The sequence below is a fragment of the Tenacibaculum sp. AHE14PA genome (assembly GCF_019278465.1).
In the GTDB taxonomy this organism is placed as follows: domain Bacteria; phylum Bacteroidota; class Bacteroidia; order Flavobacteriales; family Flavobacteriaceae; genus Polaribacter; species Polaribacter bernardetii.
In genome coordinates, this window is the sequence record NZ_CP058983.1 from 670,012 (window position 1) to 689,019 (window position 19,008).

The 19,008-nt window shown below is 31.2% G+C and carries 17 protein-coding genes; 5 read left to right on the forward strand and 12 right to left on the reverse strand.

Annotated elements, in window-relative coordinates; genetic code table 11:
- Positions 1 to 19: 19 nt before the first annotated feature.
- The 4 genes from H0I30_RS03030 to H0I30_RS03045 all read right to left on the reverse strand — a co-directional run bounded on the left by H0I30_RS03030 (position 20) and on the right by H0I30_RS03045 (position 3,768).
- Entirely contained in the window at positions 20 to 961 is a 942-nt protein-coding gene (locus H0I30_RS03030; RefSeq protein WP_218772840.1) for a nitronate monooxygenase family protein, read from the reverse strand.
- 1 nt (position 962) lies between these two features.
- On the reverse strand, positions 963 to 1,763 hold the full coding sequence (locus tag H0I30_RS03035) for a toxin-antitoxin system YwqK family antitoxin (RefSeq protein ID WP_218772841.1): 801 nt from the start codon (positions 1,761 to 1,763) through the stop codon (positions 963 to 965).
- A 28-nt stretch (positions 1,764 to 1,791) separates the two neighbouring features.
- Positions 1,792 to 2,979, reverse strand: a complete 1,188-nt coding sequence (gene mnmA / locus H0I30_RS03040) for a tRNA 2-thiouridine(34) synthase MnmA (protein ID WP_218772842.1) — start codon at positions 2,977 to 2,979, stop codon at positions 1,792 to 1,794.
- A gap of 90 nt (positions 2,980 to 3,069) precedes the next feature.
- Positions 3,070 to 3,768, reverse strand: a complete 699-nt coding sequence (locus tag H0I30_RS03045) for a toxin-antitoxin system YwqK family antitoxin (RefSeq protein WP_218772843.1) — start codon at positions 3,766 to 3,768, stop codon at positions 3,070 to 3,072.
- 62 nt (positions 3,769 to 3,830) lie between these two features.
- Between H0I30_RS03045 and H0I30_RS03050 the strand changes: the two genes are divergently transcribed.
- Both H0I30_RS03050 and H0I30_RS03055 read left to right on the forward strand, forming a co-directional pair.
- Positions 3,831 to 4,406, forward strand: a complete 576-nt coding sequence (locus tag H0I30_RS03050; RefSeq protein WP_218772844.1) for an adenylosuccinate lyase — start codon at positions 3,831 to 3,833, stop codon at positions 4,404 to 4,406.
- Between the two features lie 2 nt (positions 4,407 to 4,408).
- Positions 4,409 to 5,482, forward strand: a complete 1,074-nt coding sequence (locus tag H0I30_RS03055) for a serine hydrolase (protein WP_218772845.1) — start codon at positions 4,409 to 4,411, stop codon at positions 5,480 to 5,482.
- A gap of 8 nt (positions 5,483 to 5,490) precedes the next feature.
- On the opposite strand, the gene H0I30_RS03060 is transcribed toward H0I30_RS03055, so the two are convergent.
- Both H0I30_RS03060 and H0I30_RS03065 read right to left on the reverse strand, forming a co-directional pair.
- Positions 5,491 to 6,318 (reverse strand): sterol desaturase family protein, encoded by an 828-nt coding sequence (locus H0I30_RS03060; RefSeq protein WP_218772846.1) that lies wholly within the window; start codon positions 6,316 to 6,318, stop codon positions 5,491 to 5,493.
- 35 nt (positions 6,319 to 6,353) lie between these two features.
- Positions 6,354 to 6,881, reverse strand: coding sequence for a YkgJ family cysteine cluster protein (locus H0I30_RS03065; RefSeq protein ID WP_218772847.1), 528 nt, complete (start codon positions 6,879 to 6,881; stop codon positions 6,354 to 6,356).
- A 177-nt stretch (positions 6,882 to 7,058) separates the two neighbouring features.
- Here H0I30_RS03065 and argS point away from each other — a divergent pair, with 177 nt between their 5' ends.
- The 3 genes from argS to H0I30_RS03080 all read left to right on the forward strand — a co-directional run bounded on the left by argS (position 7,059) and on the right by H0I30_RS03080 (position 10,987).
- Positions 7,059 to 8,843, forward strand: coding sequence for an arginine--tRNA ligase (gene argS / locus H0I30_RS03070; RefSeq protein WP_218772848.1), 1,785 nt, complete (start codon positions 7,059 to 7,061; stop codon positions 8,841 to 8,843).
- Between the two features lie 233 nt (positions 8,844 to 9,076).
- A complete protein-coding gene (gene lpdA / locus H0I30_RS03075) occupies positions 9,077 to 10,465 on the forward strand; it encodes a dihydrolipoyl dehydrogenase (protein WP_218772849.1) in 1,389 nt (462 codons plus the stop codon).
- 69 nt (positions 10,466 to 10,534) lie between these two features.
- Positions 10,535 to 10,987: a heavy metal-binding domain-containing protein gene (locus H0I30_RS03080; protein ID WP_218772850.1), complete on the forward strand. Its 453-nt coding sequence runs from the start codon at positions 10,535 to 10,537 to the stop codon at positions 10,985 to 10,987.
- A gap of 55 nt (positions 10,988 to 11,042) precedes the next feature.
- Here H0I30_RS03080 and H0I30_RS03085 read toward each other — a convergent pair whose 3' ends face one another.
- The 6 genes from H0I30_RS03085 to H0I30_RS03110 all read right to left on the reverse strand — a co-directional run bounded on the left by H0I30_RS03085 (position 11,043) and on the right by H0I30_RS03110 (position 18,945).
- Positions 11,043 to 12,545 carry a hypothetical protein gene (locus tag H0I30_RS03085; protein ID WP_218772851.1) on the reverse strand — a complete coding sequence of 501 codons (1,503 nt, stop codon included), beginning with the start codon at positions 12,543 to 12,545 and terminating at the stop codon, positions 11,043 to 11,045.
- Between the two features lie 320 nt (positions 12,546 to 12,865).
- A complete protein-coding gene (gene ettA, locus H0I30_RS03090; RefSeq protein ID WP_218772852.1) occupies positions 12,866 to 14,557 on the reverse strand; it encodes an energy-dependent translational throttle protein EttA in 1,692 nt (563 codons plus the stop codon).
- Between the two features lie 18 nt (positions 14,558 to 14,575).
- Positions 14,576 to 14,758: a CAL67264 family membrane protein gene (locus H0I30_RS03095; RefSeq protein ID WP_218772853.1), complete on the reverse strand. Its 183-nt coding sequence runs from the start codon at positions 14,756 to 14,758 to the stop codon at positions 14,576 to 14,578.
- Positions 14,759 to 14,872: 114 nt separating this feature from the next.
- Positions 14,873 to 15,859, reverse strand: coding sequence for a UDP-3-O-(3-hydroxymyristoyl)glucosamine N-acyltransferase (gene lpxD / locus H0I30_RS03100; RefSeq protein WP_218772854.1), 987 nt, complete (start codon positions 15,857 to 15,859; stop codon positions 14,873 to 14,875).
- Between the two features lie 100 nt (positions 15,860 to 15,959).
- Complete coding sequence (locus H0I30_RS03105; protein WP_218772855.1) at positions 15,960 to 17,984, reverse strand: NADPH-dependent 2,4-dienoyl-CoA reductase; 2,025 nt, start codon at positions 17,982 to 17,984, stop codon at positions 15,960 to 15,962.
- Between the two features lie 250 nt (positions 17,985 to 18,234).
- Positions 18,235 to 18,945, reverse strand: coding sequence for a pirin family protein (locus H0I30_RS03110; protein WP_218772856.1), 711 nt, complete (start codon positions 18,943 to 18,945; stop codon positions 18,235 to 18,237).
- Positions 18,946 to 19,008: the final 63 nt, after the last annotated feature.

The window sequence follows — 19,008 nt, forward strand, 5'->3', positions numbered from 1 at the left end:
TTTTTATAAATTTAACTAATTATAAATTGTTTATTGATAATTTAATCTCTTCGTATTCTGTCACTATCTCTTCGATAACCTCTTTAGCTGACTTTATTTCATTTATAATTCCTGCTATTTGTCCAATTTCTAATTCTCCATCTTCTAAATCACCTTCAAACATTCCTTTTTTGGCTCTTGCACGTCCTAATAATTCTTTTATATCATCTAATGATGGATTATTAGCGTACAACTCCTCAACCTGATTGAAAAACTTGTTTTTAACCAAACGAACTGGTGCTAATTCCTTTAATGTTAATTGCGTTCCTCCGTCTTTAACATCAACAATTTTTTTCTTAAAGTTATCGTGTGCTGAAGACTCTATAGTTGCCGCAAAACGACTACCAATTTGTACACCGTCTGCTCCTAAAACCATCGCTGCTAACATTCCTCTACCCGATCCTATTCCTCCTGCAGAAATCACAGGTATTTTAACTTCTTGCTTTACCATTGGTATTAAGGTAAGCGTAGTAGTTTCTTCGCGTCCGTTATGTCCACCAGCTTCAAAACCTTCACAAACCACAGCATCTACTCCAGCAGCTTCGGCTTTTAAAGCAAACTTTACAGAACTTACAACATGTACAACCGTAATTCCTTTTTCTTTTAAATAAGAAGTCCACGTTTTAGGATTCCCTGCGGATGTAAAAACGATTTTAACACCTTCTTCAATAATAATATCCATGATTTTTTCAATATCAGGATATAACATTGGTACATTTACACCAAAAGGTTTATCTGTTGCTTTTTTACATTTTTGAATATGTTCACGTAAAACATCTGGATACATAGATCCTGCACCTATTAAACCTAATCCGCCTGCATTAGAAACAGCAGACGCTAATTTCCATCCAGAAACCCAAATCATTCCTCCTTGAATAATTGGGTATTTAATATTAAAAAGTTGTGTGATTTTGTTTTGCATTTTAACCTCTAAAGTTTAATGGTTGAGAAAAATTAAATGGAATTGTTCTATTTAAATGTGTTGCAGGAATCCAACCTTCAATATTTTCAAAAAAAGTGGTTATTTGTTCCTTTAATTTGGTGGGAAGTTCCTCATCTATAGTAACATCTTTAATCCTTCCTTTAGTATCTATTACATAATAAACGTTGACTTTTCCTTTAACCTTAAAGTCTATATTTCTTATTAACTTTTTAAGTTTATCAATATATTTTTTATTTCCACCTTTAAATGTTGGTTTTTTAATCTTAAAATTAACGTATTTAAAATCAATTTTATTTCCTTGTAAATTATAGAAAGTAGACTTTAATAGGGAATCATTCTTAAAAACACCTCTACTGGCAATTGTTCCATTATAATGATATAATTTCCAAACTCCTTCTTTATTTCCTTTTAAATATAAGGCTTCTATATTCTTATTTCCATTGTCAAACCAACGTGTTTCTTTTCCATGTTTTTCTCCTTTATTATTGTAATATAATAAAGAAGTCATTTTCCCATACTTGTTAAAATTAACCGACTCGCCAATCTTATTTTTTTTATCTTTTGATTTATAATAGGTATAATTATATAACTTTCCGCTTCTTCTAAATTTTCTAACAAACCACAAAGAATCTGATTTCTTTGTTATTATTTCAAAAGATCTAGCTATCTCCTTATCCTTTGTTATCTTTCCTTTTTTATCTAAATAATTAACAATAGAATCTTTTTGAGAATAACCTTTAAAACTCACTAATAAGATTAATAATAGCAATCCTTTTTTCATATTTTTATTTTCTTCTTTATGATATCTTTTAAGAAATAACTCCCGAACCTAAAAGCTCTTCGTTTATATACCAAGCTACAAATTGCCCTTCTTGAATAGCAGATTGCTTGTTTTCAAACTCAACATACAATCCATTTTCAACTTTATGAAGCGTTGCTTTTTCTAATTTCTGACGGTAACGAATTCGAGCTTCAACTTCCAAGGTTTTGCCTGGTTTTAAAGCTAAATCTTCACGAACCCAATGTAATTCTTTATTCGACACAAATAATACATTACGATATAAACCTTGGTGATTTTTGCCTTCACCTGTATAAATTACATTTTCGTTTACATCGGTTTCAATAACATACAAAGCTTCTTTGGTACCCCCAACATTTAAACCTTTACGTTGTCCTTTTGTAAAATAGTGCGCTCCTTGATGTTTCCCAACTGTTTTTCCGTCCTCTTTATTATAAGAGAATTTTGTTGAAAAATAACTTAGTTCTGCTTCTTTGTTTTTAAACTTCGGAATTGGACGCGTATATTGTTCAAAATCTGAAGGAATTTGTACAATTACTCCTTCTTTAGGTTCTAATTTTTGTTGTAAAAAATCAGGTAAACGAACTTTACCTATAAAGCATAATCCCTGAGAATCTTTTTTATCCGCAGTAATTAAATCTGCTTTTTTAGCTATTTCTCTTACTTCTGGCTTTGTTAATTCACCAATAGGAAACATTGCTTTAGATAATTGTTCTTGCGATAATTGGCATAGAAAATACGATTGATCTTTATTATTATCTTTTCCTCCTAAAAGTTTATAAATAGGCTTACCATCAATAACTTCTTCATCTTTTCTACAATAATGACCGGTTGCCACATAATCGGCACCAAGACTTAAAGCAATGTCCATAAAAACATCAAACTTAATTTCTCGGTTACATAAAACATCCGGATTTGGTGTACGTCCTTTTTCGTATTCATTAAACATATAATCTACAATACGTTCTTTGTATTGATCGCTTAAATCTACTGTTTGAAAAGGAATTCCTAATTTATCTGCAACAATCATTGCATCATTGCTATCTTCTAACCAAGGGCATTCATCAGATATAGTTACCGAATCATCATGCCAGTTTTTCATAAACAAACCAATTACTTCGTACCCTTGTTCTTTTAATAAATAAGCGGTTACACTACTATCTACACCTCCCGAAAGTCCTACTACTACTCTTTTCATTCTTTACTTTTATGAGCTACAAATTTACGAATAAGTTTCTGTTTATATAATGGATAAAACTAATAGAATCATCAATTTAATTGATAACTATTAATTCTTATTTTTTAAGTCAGATAGTTTTTCTTTTTTCCTTTTATCAACGATTTCACCGTCCATATAAAACTCCCACTTACCTACTCTTTTTCCGTTTTTATAGACACCCTTTTCTTTTATAACTCCTTTTAAATCAAAATACTTACCTTCACCTTCTAACATTCCGTTTACATAAAACACCTCTTCTATTAAAATTGCAGAATCAGTATACGTTTTAGAAACTCCATCTTTTTCACCTTGCTTATAAAATGTTTCTTGTGTTAGATTTCCGTTAGGGTAATAATTTTTAAGATTTCCATCTAGTTTTCCATCTTTATATTCTTCCTCAGAAAAAATTTTCCCGTTAGAAAAATAATAAACCCATTTACCAATACGCTTTTTACCTATCATTTTACCCTCGCTTTTTAGTTTACCTAGTTGATTGTAAAATTTAACATCTGCTGTATCATTAACAAACGTTTTTATAATTGTTGGTATGGTAGATGATGTGATATTGTAAAATTTAAAAACTCCTATTTCTTTTCCGTTTTTAAAAGTACCTGAATAACGAATTTTCCCATTATCATAATTCTTTTTCCAAACCCCAGTTCTTTTTCCGTTTACATCTAATTTATTTAATTTCTGAGCTTCTACAGAAACCACAAAAAAAACTGATAATAAAAGTACTGTTGAAAATATCCTCTTTATATTTAGCATTGATAATTTTTTTACTTAATTTGATGATTTACTAAAACCAAAAATACACAAACCGTACCAATATGAGTATTGATTTTTTAATTTCTGTTTTAAATGATATGAAAAATCCTGCTAGGGTAAACAGAAATAAGGCTGCTAATATTGTACTGGCACAACCAAATTTAATAAAACAATTAGTTGATTTAACTTTTGATGTAAATAATAAAATATCTATTAAGGCCGCTTGGGTGTTAGAATGGATTTGTACGCATCACGGAATTGAATATATACATCCTTACGTTACTAATTTTGTTGATAATATATCGAGAGTATATTATGATAGTGCTGTGCGACCTTGTGCTAAAATTTGTGAACATTTGGCAAACGCATATACTTCTAAAAAGGAAAACGAAACACAAATTATAGTAACACAAAAGCATATAGATACAATTATTGAAGTTGGATTTGATTGGTTGATTACGGATCAAAAAATAGCAGTACGTGCTTATACTATGAATTTTTTATATTTATTCGGATTACAAAAAGATTGGGTCCATACCGAATTACAACACTTAATAAGAACTAAAATTATTCATGAAAGTAAAGGTTGTAAAGCTCGTGGAAAATATATTTTAGATTTGATAAACAAAATTGAATAACTATGAAATTATCTGTTAAACTACTATTATTTGTGGTTTCGTTTTCTTTTAGCATATCAAATGCTCAACTAAAAAAACAAATAACTACTGCAACAAATATTACTAAAAAACTTATACTTAATCAAAATATACCCGGGCTTAGTATAACAATTGCAAAAAAGGGTGTTAATATTTGGTCTCAAGGTTTTGGTTATGCTGATTTAGAAAATAAAAAGAAGGTCTCTTCAAACTCTACACTATTTAGAGTTGCTAGTATATCTAAAACTATAACATCAATCGGTTTAGCCAAACTTATTGACCTAAATAAAATAAAACTTAACGAGAGTTTGTACAAATATGCTCCCTATTTCCCTCGAAAAAAATATGACTTTACACTCAGGCAAATTGGAGGACATATGGCCGGAATTAGACATTATAATGGAAATGAGTTTTTAATCAACAAAAAAATGTCGATAACAAAAGGATTAGATGTATTTAAAAACTCAGCCCTTTTGTTTAAACCAGGGACTAGATTTAAATACAGTACTTATGGCTTTAATTTATTAAGCGTTGTTATACAAGAATCTTCAAATAATGATTTTTTTGAGTTCATGTATAAAGAAATTTTTAATCCTTTAAAAATGAATCATACTTTTGCAGAATCTGCAAATTATAAAGTTAATAGCCTTACAAATTTTTACATAAAACGAAGAGATAAAGTTATTATAGGTCCAAAAGTAAACAATCTATATAAAGCTGCTGGTGGTGGTTTTTTATCAACATCAGAAGATTTGGTTTTGTTAGGATCTGAATTTATCAATCCCAAAATAATAAGTAAAAAATCTTTACTAGAAATAACAAAATCTAACAAAACAAACGACGGTAAAAAAACTAATTACGGGATTGGAATTAGTATTTCAAAAACAAAAAACAATTCTCTAAAGCTAAGTCATTCTGGTGGCGGAATTGGAGCTTCTTCTTACTTATTAATTTATCCGGAAGAAGAAATAACAATCGCTATTCTTACCAATTTAACAAATGTAAAAATGAATACTTATATAAAAAACTTAGAAACTATTTTTGTAGACGGTAATTAGTTTTACTGTTATAAGTTAGTTGGTTTTCTATAACCTGCAAAAGGTTGTTTTAATAACTCTTTTAAACTGGCATTTTTTTCAGCATCTGGAAAAGTATCTACTCCGTATACAATTTTCTCTCTATCGAGCTCCATATACGTACCGAATAAGCGATCCCATATAGAAAAAATATTTCCATAATTAGAATCGGTATAAGGCAACATATTATGATGATGAATCTTATGCATATCAGGTGATACAATAATATAACTCAATATTTTATCAAGCTTTTTTGGCATCTTTATATTTGCGTGTGTTAACTGTGTAAAAATTAACGACATTGATTGATATAACATTATAATTGCTATTGGAGTTCCTACCAAGAAAACACCAACCAAAGTAAAACTAAAACGAATTACACTTTCTAAAGGATGATGACGGTTCGCCGTAGTTGTATCCACCTCATGATCGGTATGATGCACCAAATGCACCATCCAAAGTTTTGGAATCTTATGTTCGGTTAAATGTGCTAAATATGCTCCGAAGAAATCTAAAAACAATACGCCTAAAACTACATATAGCCATAAAGGAATTTCTGGCAACCAATTAATCAATCCGAAATTATTTACTTGTACCCAGTCTGCAGTTTTTAGCAACAAAAAAGCAAGCGCAAAATTAATTACAATGGTAGTTGCTGTAAAAAACAAATTAGGAAAAGCGTGTTTCCACTTACTATATTTAAATCCAAATAAAGGAATCGCTCCTTCTAATAACCAGAAAAAAGTAATTCCGCCAACTAAAATTAAACTTCGATGACTAGACGGTATCGTCTCAAAATAATGAATAAGGGTTTCCAATGTTAAAATATTTTTCTAAAAATAAGAAAAAAATACTAACCTAATCTTTTTATTTTCTCGTTAGATCTAACTGGTAAACGTTTTTTAAGTTCTTCAACAATTCTATATGTTGCAGGGCAAATAGCTGTATTTGCTATTGTTAAATCTGCTATTTGAATAAATTTCTTACGGTTTGTATGTGGATACTCTGAACATGCTTTCGGACGTACATCATAAATAAAACATGAATTATCACTTTCATCTAAAAATGAACATGGCGCTGTTTTTAACACCATAAAATTATCAGAATCACGCTCTAAATATTGCGCTTCAAAATCACGAACCTTCATTTTTAAATGCTTAGAAATACGCTCTGTATCTTTATCAGTGAAAATCGGACTTGTAGTTTTACAACAATTACCACAATCTAAACAATCTGTTTTTGCAAATTCCTTCTCATGTATATCTTGTACTACAACATCAAAATTTTTAGGTACTCGCTTTTTTATGGTGGCAAAGTATTTTTTATTTTGCTTTTCTACGTCTGCTGCTAACTTTTCTAAATTCTCTAAATCTTTATCCATAATTTTTATTTTAAGAAGAAGTTTCGATACTGTTAATTAACAAATAATTACCTGAAATAATATTCAGAAATATTAAAGACAAAACTTACTGCAAAACTAACCATATAAATTGTTATAATCAGTTTAAATATCATCCAAATAAATTATGTAATTTTGCACTTCAATTTTCAACAACTAATGAGCATACAAACCTTAATAGAAACCAAAGTAAAAGAAGGATTTTTAGCCTTATATAATATTGAAATTCCTACAGTAGAATTTCAAGCAACTCGTAAAGATTTTGAAGGAGATATCACCGTGGTGGTTTTTCCTCTTTTAAGGTATAAAAAAGGAAACCCTGTTCAGATAGGTAACGATTTAGGTGCTTATTTAGTTGAAAACGTTACTGAAATTACTAATTTTAATGTGGTAAAAGGTTTCTTAAACTTAGTAATTGAAAATAGTTTTTATACTGATTTCTTTAATAAAATAGCTACAGATACTACTTACGGATTTGTTTCGCCTTCGGCGGATGATTCTTCTCGTATGGTTGAATATTCATCACCAAACACCAACAAACCTTTACATTTAGGGCATGTTCGTAATGTATTATTAGGATATTCGGTTGCTGAAATTTTAAAAGCATCAGGTAAAAAAGTATACAAAACACAAATTATAAACGATCGCGGAATTCATATTTGTAAATCGATGTTAGCTTGGGAAAAATTCGGAAACGGAGAAACTCCTGAGTCTACCGGATTAAAAGGTGATAAATTAGTTGGTAATTACTACGTAAAATTCGATCAAGAATATAAAAAAGAAATAGCAACTTTAGTTACTTCAGGAATTTCTGAAGATGATGCTAAAAAACAAGCACCTTTATTTATTGAAGCACAGCAAATGTTGCGTAAATGGGAAGCTGGAGATAAACAAGTAGTTGACTTGTGGAAAGAAATGAACAGTTGGGTTTATGAAGGATTTGATGTTACTTATAAAAGTATTGGAGTAGATTTTGACAAGTTATACTACGAAAGTAACACCTATTTATTGGGTAAAGATGTTATTGATGAAGGCTTAAAAAGTGGCGTTTTCTTTAAAAAAGAAGATGGTTCTGTTTGGTGTGATTTAACTGACGAGGGTTTAGACGAAAAACTAGTATTGCGTTCTGACGGAACAGCAGTTTACATGACACAAGATATTGGTACTGCTATACAACGTTCTAAAGACATGCCTGATGTTGGCGGAATGGTATACACTGTTGGTAACGAACAAGATTATCACTTTAAAGTATTGTTCTTAATCTTAAAAAAATTAGGATACTCTTGGGCAGAACAGTTACATCATTTAAGTTACGGAATGGTAGATTTACCTTCTGGAAAAATGAAGTCTCGTGAAGGAACTGTTGTAGATGCTGATGACTTGATGGATGAAATGACTGGAACAGCAAGAACTATTTCGCAAGAATTAGGAAAGTTAGAAGGGTATTCTGATGAAGAAAAAGAGGAACTATACAGAGTTATCGGTTTAGGTGCTTTAAAATATTTTATTTTAAAAGTAGATCCTAAAAAGCGTATTTTGTTTGACCCAAAAGCATCGGTAGATTTTCAAGGAAATACAGGACCTTTTATTCAATATACCTATGCTAGAATTCAATCTATTTTAAGAAAAGCAGATTTCGACTACAATGTCATATCGAGCGCAGCCGAGATAGAATTACACCCTAAAGAAAAAGAATTAATAAAACAATTAGAATTATATCCTGAGATAATTCAGCAAGCTGCGAAGAATTATTCACCAGCTGTAATTGCTAATTACACGTATGAATTAGTAAAAGAATTCAATTCTTTTTACCAAAACGTACACATTTTAGGAGAAGAGAATCAAGATAAAAAAGTATTTAGAGTTCAGTTATCTAAAAAGGTAGCCGATACTATAAAATCAGCATTTAACTTATTAGGAATTCAGGTTCCTGAGAGAATGTAGATAATTAACAAGTAAACGCGTTAGGGATTGAATGGTGTGTTTGAGCTCTTTTTAGTTGTCAGTTCGAGTAAATTTATGAAGAATGAATAAATTTGTATCGAGAACAAAACTAAAAAAGCGAGTAGTGAAAGCCCGCTCGAACGCCCAACTTATCGATATGATTTTAAAAATAAAATCACTCGAGATGACATAAATAAAAACGAATAAACAAACAACAAGTAAAAATAAACGACATGAAATACGACGTATTAATAATCGGAAGTGGTCCTGGAGGTTATGTAACTGCTATTAGAGCATCTCAATTAGGATTTAAGGTTGGAGTAATTGAAAAAGAAAGCTTAGGTGGAATTTGCTTAAACTGGGGATGTATTCCTACAAAAGCATTGTTAAAATCTGCTCAGGTTTATGATTATTTAAAACATGTAGACCAATATGGTTTAAAGGCAGAAGCAATCGATAAAGATTTCGAAGCTGTTATTAAACGTAGTCGTGGTGTTGCTGAAGGAATGAGTAAAGGTGTTTCTTTTTTAATGAAGAAAAACAAAATTGATATTATTAACGGTTTTGGTAAAATTAAAACTGGTAAAAAAGTTGATGTTACTGCCGAAGACGGAACTATAACTGAATATAGCGCTGATAATATTATTATCGCTACTGGTGCTCGCTCTAGAGTATTACCTAATTTACCACAAGATGGTAAAAAAGTAATTGGATATCGTGAAGCAATGAGCTTACCAAGCCAACCAAAATCTATGATAGTTGTAGGTTCTGGTGCTATTGGTGTTGAATTTGCGCATTTTTACAACTCAATGGGAACTGAGGTTACTGTTGTAGAGTTTATGCCAAATATTGTTCCTGTTGAAGATAAAGATGTTTCTAAGCAAATGGAACGTTCTTTCAAAAAAGCTGGAATTAAAGTAATGACAAGTTCTTCTGTAGAATCTGTTGATACTTCTGGTGACGGCGTAAAAGCGAACGTTAAAACTAAAAAAGGAGAAGTAACTTTAGAAGCAGATATTTTATTATCGGCTGTTGGAATTAAAACGAATATTGAAAACATCGGTTTAGAAGATGTTGGTATTATAACTGATAGAGATAAAATTTTAGTAAACGACTGGTATCAAACTAACATTCCTGGTTATTATGCTATTGGAGATGTTACTCCTGGACCTGCATTAGCACACGTTGCTTCTGCCGAAGGAATTACTTTGGTTGAAAAATTAGCTGGTGTACATACTGAAGCTATCGATTACGGAAACATTCCTGGTTGTACATACGCTACTCCAGAAATTGCTTCTGTTGGATTCACAGAAGAGCAAGCAAAAGAAGCTGGTTACGAATTAAAAGTTGGTAAATTTCCTTTCTCTGCCTCTGGTAAAGCTACTGCAGCTGGAACTCCTGATGGTTTTGTAAAAGTAATTTTTGATGCTAAGTATGGTGAATGGTTAGGTTGCCATATGATTGGTGCTGGTGTTACCGATATGATTGCTGAAGCTGTTTTAGGCCGTAAGTTAGAAACTACAGGTCATGAAGTATTAAAAACTATCCACCCACACCCAACAATGAGTGAAGCAGTGATGGAAGCTGTTGCTGATGCTTATGATGAAGTAATTCACTTATAAAACTCTTAAAGTTTATATAAATGAAACCTCTCCTATTTATTAGGCGAGGTTTTTTTTTTATCTTTGAGGATGAAAAAATTGATCCCTATATTCGCATTGTTAGTAGTATGTTTTTATTCTTGTAAAACGGATGAAAAAAAAGCTGCTACACATCCTTTAAACGTTCCTTTTAACGAACGTCCTGTTCCTGTACTTCCAAGCATGAATAATTCCGCTACTAATGTTGTAGGTGGTGCACATTATATATGCCCTAAGAAATGTAAAGGAGGAAGCTCAAGCGCTCAAGGTGCTTGCCCGGTTTGTAACACAGCGCTTGCTCATAACCAAGCTTTTCATAACACACCACAAACACCCGTTACAACACCAATGTCTACTCCTGTAGCACCAACGGCTGCCGGACCAAACGCTGCTGGCCAATACCACTATACTTGTGCTAATGGATGTGCAGGAGGTGGAGATGCCGCTGGTAAATGTAATAGTTGTGCTGGAGATTTAGCACATAACGCTGCTTTTCATAGTTAGAAAGAAAAAATATAAGTTTACACTGCTTAAACCTCACCTATTTGGTGAGGTTTTTTTATAGTAAAATTTTCTTCAAAGACTCTTTAATATTCTCCCATAAAAAGTTCCAAAAAGAACGAGTTTTATTTCGCTCAAGTTTTAAAATTTTCACTTTTTCTATACCATCTTTAGAGGAGTTTTTCACTATTAAACTAGTAATCCAAGACACTAATTTTTTTATTTGTCTATCTTTATTTAATACTTTTACTTTTAATCCTTTATACTGAATTGCAAAATCTCCATTAGACTCAGTATCATTTCCATAGAAATTAAAAAATAATTTTGAAATTTCTCCATCTAACTCTACATTTAAATTTGGTTTTATAAATGAATTTATTTTATCTGAATACACTGCTCCTAACTTTCCTTTAATTTGAAAAGCATCATTTAAACTACCTACATTAAACCTCCAATCAATTTCTAAAGGAGATGTATTCATAAAACTACAGTTTATTATTACTTTAGTTGTAGGAAAACTATCTTTTACTTTTATGTTTAATAAGTTACTTATAGTTGCATTTATTTTATGAAAACTAATAAGTCCGGCTTTTCTTTCAACATCCGCTAACTCTTCATATACAATTTTACTATTACTAATTTTTACCGTGTCTAATTTAAGTTCAAACGGCAACTCTCGTAAACTTTTACTGTATAAGTCTTTTCGTTCATTTGCATCCTCTAAAACTGTTCCATTTAAGTATACATTAAAATCACCTTCATCTATAAATAACTGTTTTGCTTCAAAAAATAATTTCTCTTTATTAATAACTTTTAATTCAGGGATATTAATTTTTTTTATAAAAAGACTTAATAAGTCTGTTTCATAAGCAACATGGTATATATAATTTTTTCTAGATTTTAACGGTACTATTTCTAGACTATCAATTGTAAGTTTTGAATTTTCAAAAGATAAATTACCTATTTTAAAAGCTTGCGTTTCTGAAGTTTTTCTTTCAAAATTATTTACAGACACAAACATTTCTTTATACAAAAAAGGAATAGCGTTTTTTAGAGATGTATCATATTTAACTTCCGTAACTTTTAATACAACTTCCTCTACTTTAAGAAAATTATTCTTTAAATCAATAACATCTACTTTTAAACCATTTACTTCTACAGCACCTATTTCTATTTCTGTCGCATTCGTTTTAGTACTGCCTTTTGTTGATTTATTTACAATATCTTTTAATAGTTTTCCTTGAAGTTCTAATGTATTTAACTGTACTAAATCTGCTGATATTTTTTTGTTTTTAAAATATGAGTAATATGAAAAACCTTTTAATAATACACTTTCTACTTCTACCTCTAAACTACCCTTTTTAATTACAATATTGTTTACTGATACATTACCAAACAATACATTTGTTGATACATTACCTGTAAATGTAATTTTATTTTCAATCGATTTTTTTAAAAGAAATTTTTCTACCTTAGTTGATATATAAAAATTTACTCCTATTAATAATAGTAATAAAACACTTAAAATCTTTATACTATTTTGATACTTTTTCTTTATCATTTTTAATAAAACTATTTTAAAATATTAAATAGAGCACTTACTCTTAGTTTAAAACCTTTAGCAACAATACAAAATACACTTCTTAAATGTTAAAAATAAACACTATTTATAAACTTTTTATGTATTTGTAATAAATATTATTGTTTTTTGGCACATTTATTGCAGTTAACAATTCTTTAACATAAAACACAAACTATGAAAAACTATCTACTAAACAGTTTTTATTATTGGTGGGAGAATTGTTAAATGAAAAGGAAAGAAAAAACTCGAAGTATGCTAGCTTCGAGTTTTTGTTTTTTATAATAAAATATAGTAAGTAATTATCTAATTAGCTTTCTATATTTAATACGTTTCGGCATTAAATCTCCACCTAAACGTTTCTTCTTATTTTCTTCATATTCAGAGAAACCACCTTCAAAGAAATATACTTCACTGTTTCCTTCAAAAGCTAAAATGTGTGTACAAATTCTGTCTAAAAACCACCTATCGTGACTAATAACAACCGCACAACCAGCAAAATTCTCTAAACCTTCTTCTAAGGCTCTTAAAGTATTTACATCTAAATCGTTTGTTGGCTCATCTAATAATAAAACGTTTCCTTCTTCTTTTAAAGTCATCGCTAAATGCAAACGATTACGCTCACCACCAGAAAGTGTAGAAACCTTTTTATTTTGCTCACTTCCACCGAAATTAAAACGACTTAAATAAGCTCTAGAATTTACTTGCTTACCGCCCATCATTACTAAATCTTGACCTTCAGAAAAGTTTTCCCAAATAGATTTATCTTGATCGATATTAGAGTGTGCCTGATCTACATAAGCAATCTTAGCTGTTTCACCTACTTTAAAGTTTCCGCCATCAGGAGTTTCTTCTCCCATAATCATTTTAAAAATGGTGGTTTTACCAGCACCGTTTGGTCCAATAATTCCAACAATTCCAGCTTGCGGAAGATTAAATTCTAAATTATCATATAATAATTTATCTCCAAACGCTTTCGAAACTCCACTCGCTTCAATTACATTGGTTCCTAAACGAGGTCCGTTAGGAATGTAGATTTCTAATTTCTCATCAGTTTGTTTCTGATCTTGACTCATCAATTTATCATAGTTCTTCAAACGCGCTTTTTGCTTTGTTTGACGACCTTTTGCTCCTTGACGAACCCATTCTAATTCTCGTTCTAATGTTTTTTGACGCTTAGAAGCTGTTTTGCTTTCTTGTGCCATTCTTGAAGATTTTTGATCTAACCAAGAAGAGTAATTCCCTTTCCAAGGAATTCCTTCACCTCTGTCTAATTCTAAAATCCAACCTGCAACATTGTCTAAGAAATATCTATCGTGCGTTACCGCAATTACAGTTCCTTTATATTGTGCTAAATGATGCTCTAACCAGTGAACAGATTCTGCATCTAAGTGGTTTGTTGGTTCATCTAATAATAAAATTTCAGGTTCTTGTAATAAAAGTCTACATAAAGCAACTCTTCTTCTTTCCCCTCCTGATAAGTTTTTAATTGGTGTATCACCATCTGGAGTGCGCAATGCGTCCATGGCAATTTCTAGTTTGGTGTCTAGTTCCCAAGCATTCGAAGCATCAATTTTATCTTGAAGCTCTGCTTGTTGCGCCATTAACTTATCCATCTTATCAGCATCAGAATACACTTCTTCTAAACCAAACATATCGTTGATTTTGTTGTATTCTTCTAAAATAGCTACTGTTTCTGCAACACCTTCTTTTACAATTTCGATAACTGTTTTACTATCATCTAATTTAGGCTCTTGCTCTAAATAACCAACTTTATATCCTGGTGAAAAAGTTACATCTCCTTGGAAATTTTTCTCAACTCCTGCGATGATTTTTAATAAGGTAGATTTACCCGATCCATTCAAACCTAAAATACCAATTTTGGCTCCGTAGAAGAAGCTTAAATAAATATCTTTTAAAACTTGTTTATTAGTACTTTGATAGGTCTTTGAAACCTTATTCATTGAAAAAATGACCTTCTTATCGTCTGACATTTTATTGTTTTTTATTAATTAAACTCTTCCTTTTAATGCATTAAAAACCCATGCATTTGCAAAGAAACCTAAACCTACTGCTGCAAATCCATAGCCAGCTACTTCATCATATCTAAAAGCCCCTAAACCTACTAGTAAAAGACCTATTAAAATCATTATAAACGTTGCCCAAGCTAGGACAGTATTTTTATTCATTGCCATAATTTACTCTTTATAAAAAATGTGAACTGCAAATATCGACATTTATTTTCTCTTTAAATAATTCGCATAAAAAAATCTTACCAGAAGTAAGATTTTTAAAAGTAAATTTATTTTTTAACTTCTTGCTAACTTACGTAAAGCAACCCATTGTTTCATCATTTCACGAGCATCTGTTGCAGGATAACCAACTACTGTTTTTCCTGCGGCAACATCTGCAATAACTCCTGATCCTGCTCCTACCTTTGCACCTGAATGAATTGTTGTATGATCTTTTATTGAAGCACTTCCTCCAATAACAACGCCATCACCTAATGTTACCGAACCTGCTAAACCGCTATTTCCTGCCATGATGCAAAATCTACCTAACACAGAGTTATGACCGATTTGCACTAAATTATCAATCTTACATCCATCTCCTAATATAGTAGAACTAAACTTACCTCTATCTACACAAGAATTTGCTCCAATTTCTACTTGATTTCCGATAATAACATTTCCTATATGTGGAATCTTAGTTAAACCTTTTTCACTTGGTCTGTAACCAAATCCATCTGCTCCAATACTCACATTTGCATGAAAAATACAATCATTACCAATTACACTTCGCTCTCTGATTACGGTACCCGACCAAACGATTGTATTACTACCAATAGTAGTATCATCAAAAACTGAAACATTCGGATACAAAATAACGCCTTCTGATATAACCACATTTTTACCAACATATGTGTTAGCACCAATCTTACAACCTGCAGCAATTTTTGCTGTTTTATCAATTACTGCCGTTGGATGAATATCAGTTTCAAAATGAGGACCATCTTCTTGAAATGCTTCTAATAATGTTGCCATTGCTAGATCCGCATTTGTTACTTTTATAAATGCTTTATCAACTCCTGGTTCAATTTCTATTTTAGCATCAATAATTGCGGCACTAGCGTTAGAACTATCCCATAAACGAGCAAATTTCTTATTTCCAATAAAAGTAATTTGACCTTTTTTTGCTTTTTCAATTTGCTCTGGAGCGGTAATTTCTTCGGAACAATCTCCGATTAATTCCCCCTTTAATAATGAGTTAATTTCTTTTATTGTGAATGATTTCATGTTTGTTTTTTCTGATTAGTTTGCTAAAAATACTGTTTAATTATGCAACAAAAAAATCCTACTTGATGTAGGATTCTTAATATTTTAATTTTACTTGTAGCTATATTCCTGCAGCCAACCTACTGCCTTGATTTATAGCTCTTTTAGCATCTAACTCTGATGCGAAATCTGCACCTCCAATTACATGGGTTTTTATTCCTTTGGCTTCTAGAGGCTCTAGTAATTCTTTTAACGGAACTTGACCTGCACAAATAATTACATGATCAACTGCTAATACTTTTTGTTCTTCATTTTGAGTGTAATGCAATCCTTCATCATCAATCTTAGTGTATTGCACTTCATTAATAAATTGTACTTTTTTCTTCTTTAAAGTTGCACGATGAATCCAACCTGTTGTTTTTCCAAGATTCGCTCCAAACTTACCTTTGCTTCGTTTGAACATAAAAATCTCTCTTGGTGATGGATGTATTGCTGCTTTAACACCTTCTATTCCACTTCTTGCGGTAAGAGTTTTATCGATTCCCCATTCTTTTAACCAAGCATCAATATTTAAAGCAGTGCTTTCTCCTTCGTGTGCTAAGTATTCTGATACATCAAACCCAATTCCTCCTGCACCAATAACGGCAACTCTTTTGCCTACCGATTTTTTTAATTTAACGACATCAATATAACTTAATACTTTCTCATGATCAATTCCGTTAATTTTTAACTCTCTAGGTTTTATTCCTGTTGCAATTACAACCTCATCAAAATTACCTTTTGCTAAATCATCTGCAGATACCCTTGTATTTAATTTTACAGTTACATTATGCAGTTCTAATTGCTTATTAAAATAACGGATAGTTTCATAAAACTCTTCTTTACCCGGAATTTGTTTTGCAATATTAAACTGACCTCCAGTTTCTTTATCAGCATCAAAAAGTGTAACCTCATGCCCTCTTTGAGCAGCAATGGTTGACGCTGCCAAACCTGCGGGACCTGCTCCAACAACTGCGATTGTTTTCTTTGTTTCTGCTGGATTATAATTGAATTCTGTTTCATGACAAGCTCTCGGATTTACCAAACAGCTAGCTACTTTTTTCTGAAAAGCATGATCTAAACACGCTTGATTACAAGCAATACAGGTATTTATTTCATCATCCTTTTCTTCTCTCGCTTTATTTACCCATTCAGGATCTGCTAAAAACGGACGCGCCATAGAAACCATATCTGCATGTCCTTCTGCTAATACTTTCTCTGCCGTTTCTGGCATGTTTATACGGTTAGAAGTTATCAACGGAATTGATAACTCTTCTTTCATTTTTTGTGTTACCCAAGTAAATGCTGCTCTTGGTACCGATGTTGCAATGGTAGGAATTCGTGCTTCATGCCAACCAATACCAGTATTAATTATAGTAGCTCCTGCCTTTTCAATCTCTTTACCCAATTGAACAACTTCTTCCCACGAGCTTCCTTGTTCAACCAAATCTAACATTGATAATCGGTAAATGATAATAAAATTTTCACCTACACTTTTACGAATTTTCTCAACGATTTCAACTGCTAAACGAATTCTGTTCTCGTAACTACCTCCATAGTTATCGGTTCGTTGATTAGTTCTTTTTACAATAAATTGATTAATTAAATAACCTTCTGAACCCATAATTTCTACTCCGTCATAACCAGCTTCTTGTGATAGTTTTGCACAGTTCACAAAATCTTTAACCGTTCTACGAATTCCCGATTGTTTTAAAGCAAACGGTTTAAACGGATTAATTGGTGCTTGTATTTTTGACGGTGCTACTGTTACTGGGTGATAGCCATAACGACCTGAGTGTAAAATTTGCATGCAAATTTTACCACCTTCTTTATGCACTGCATCTGTAACTACTTTATGTTCTCTTGCATGTTTTTTTGTGCTCATTCGAGCAGAAAATGGCGCTGTCCAACCTTGAATATTTGGTGATATTCCACCTGTAATAATTAATCCTACTCCTCCTCTAGCACGTTCTGCATAATATGCTGCAATTCTCTCAGTTCCGTTTTTTTCTTCCTCTAAACCAGTGTGCATAGATCCCATTAAAATTCGATTTTTTAAGATTGTAAAACCTAAATCTAATGGCTCAAATATATGTTTGTATTTCATGAATTGAATATTTAAAAGTATTATGCATGCATAATACTTTGCAATATATGTTTATTTTTTGAACTTAAAAAGTAAAACAACTAATTACAAAATCATAAAATATTAATAAATAAATCCTATCATATTAAGATCTGTTAAGTAGGATAAATTATAACGGATATATTAAACTAATATATTTATACCTCTTTTCTTCTGCTAAAGAGATCTTAAAAGAGAACTAAGGTTTTTGAATAAATAAATTCAATTATTATTACATATTCATGGGCACATCAATAACCAATAATTTACTGTTTTTGTTACCAGTAATAGTTACGACACCTACATCATAAATACCTATTGCATCTCTTGTTTCTAATGTGTCATTATTGATATCAATCGATCCATCTATTAAGAAAAAATAAGCTGCATTTTTTAATTCATAGGTAACTTCAACACCTTCATCTAAATCAATCATTGCTATATATCCTTGTTGATTTATAGGTAAAGAGTTTGCTATTTGCTTATTTCTTGGCGATACTAATGTTTGAAATTTATTTTTTCTTCCGGAAGCATCAAACATTTTTTGATTGTAATATGGTGTTACATTTTCTATTTCTGGAATAATCCAAAGTTGTAAAAAATTAACTTCATCTGTTTTACTATCATTAAATTCAGAATGTGTTACTCCTGTTCCGGCACTCATCACCTGCACTTCTCCTACTTCTATCGAACGCTTGTTATTCATACTATCTTTATGAGACAATGCACCTGACATTGGAATAGAAATAATCTCCATGTTCTTATGAGGATGCGTACCAAAGCCCATTTTTGGTTGTACAATATCATCATTTAAAACACGGAGCATTCCAAAATTCATTCTTTCAAAATCCTGATAACTTCCAAAACTAAACGTGTGATTAGACTTTAACCAACCATGATCTGCATAACCTCTAGAGGCTGCTTTGTGAATTATTTTTTTCATCGTTTTAAATATTTATCGCGTTCATCAAGTATATAATGGTGTTTGTTAGAACCAAAAGTATTT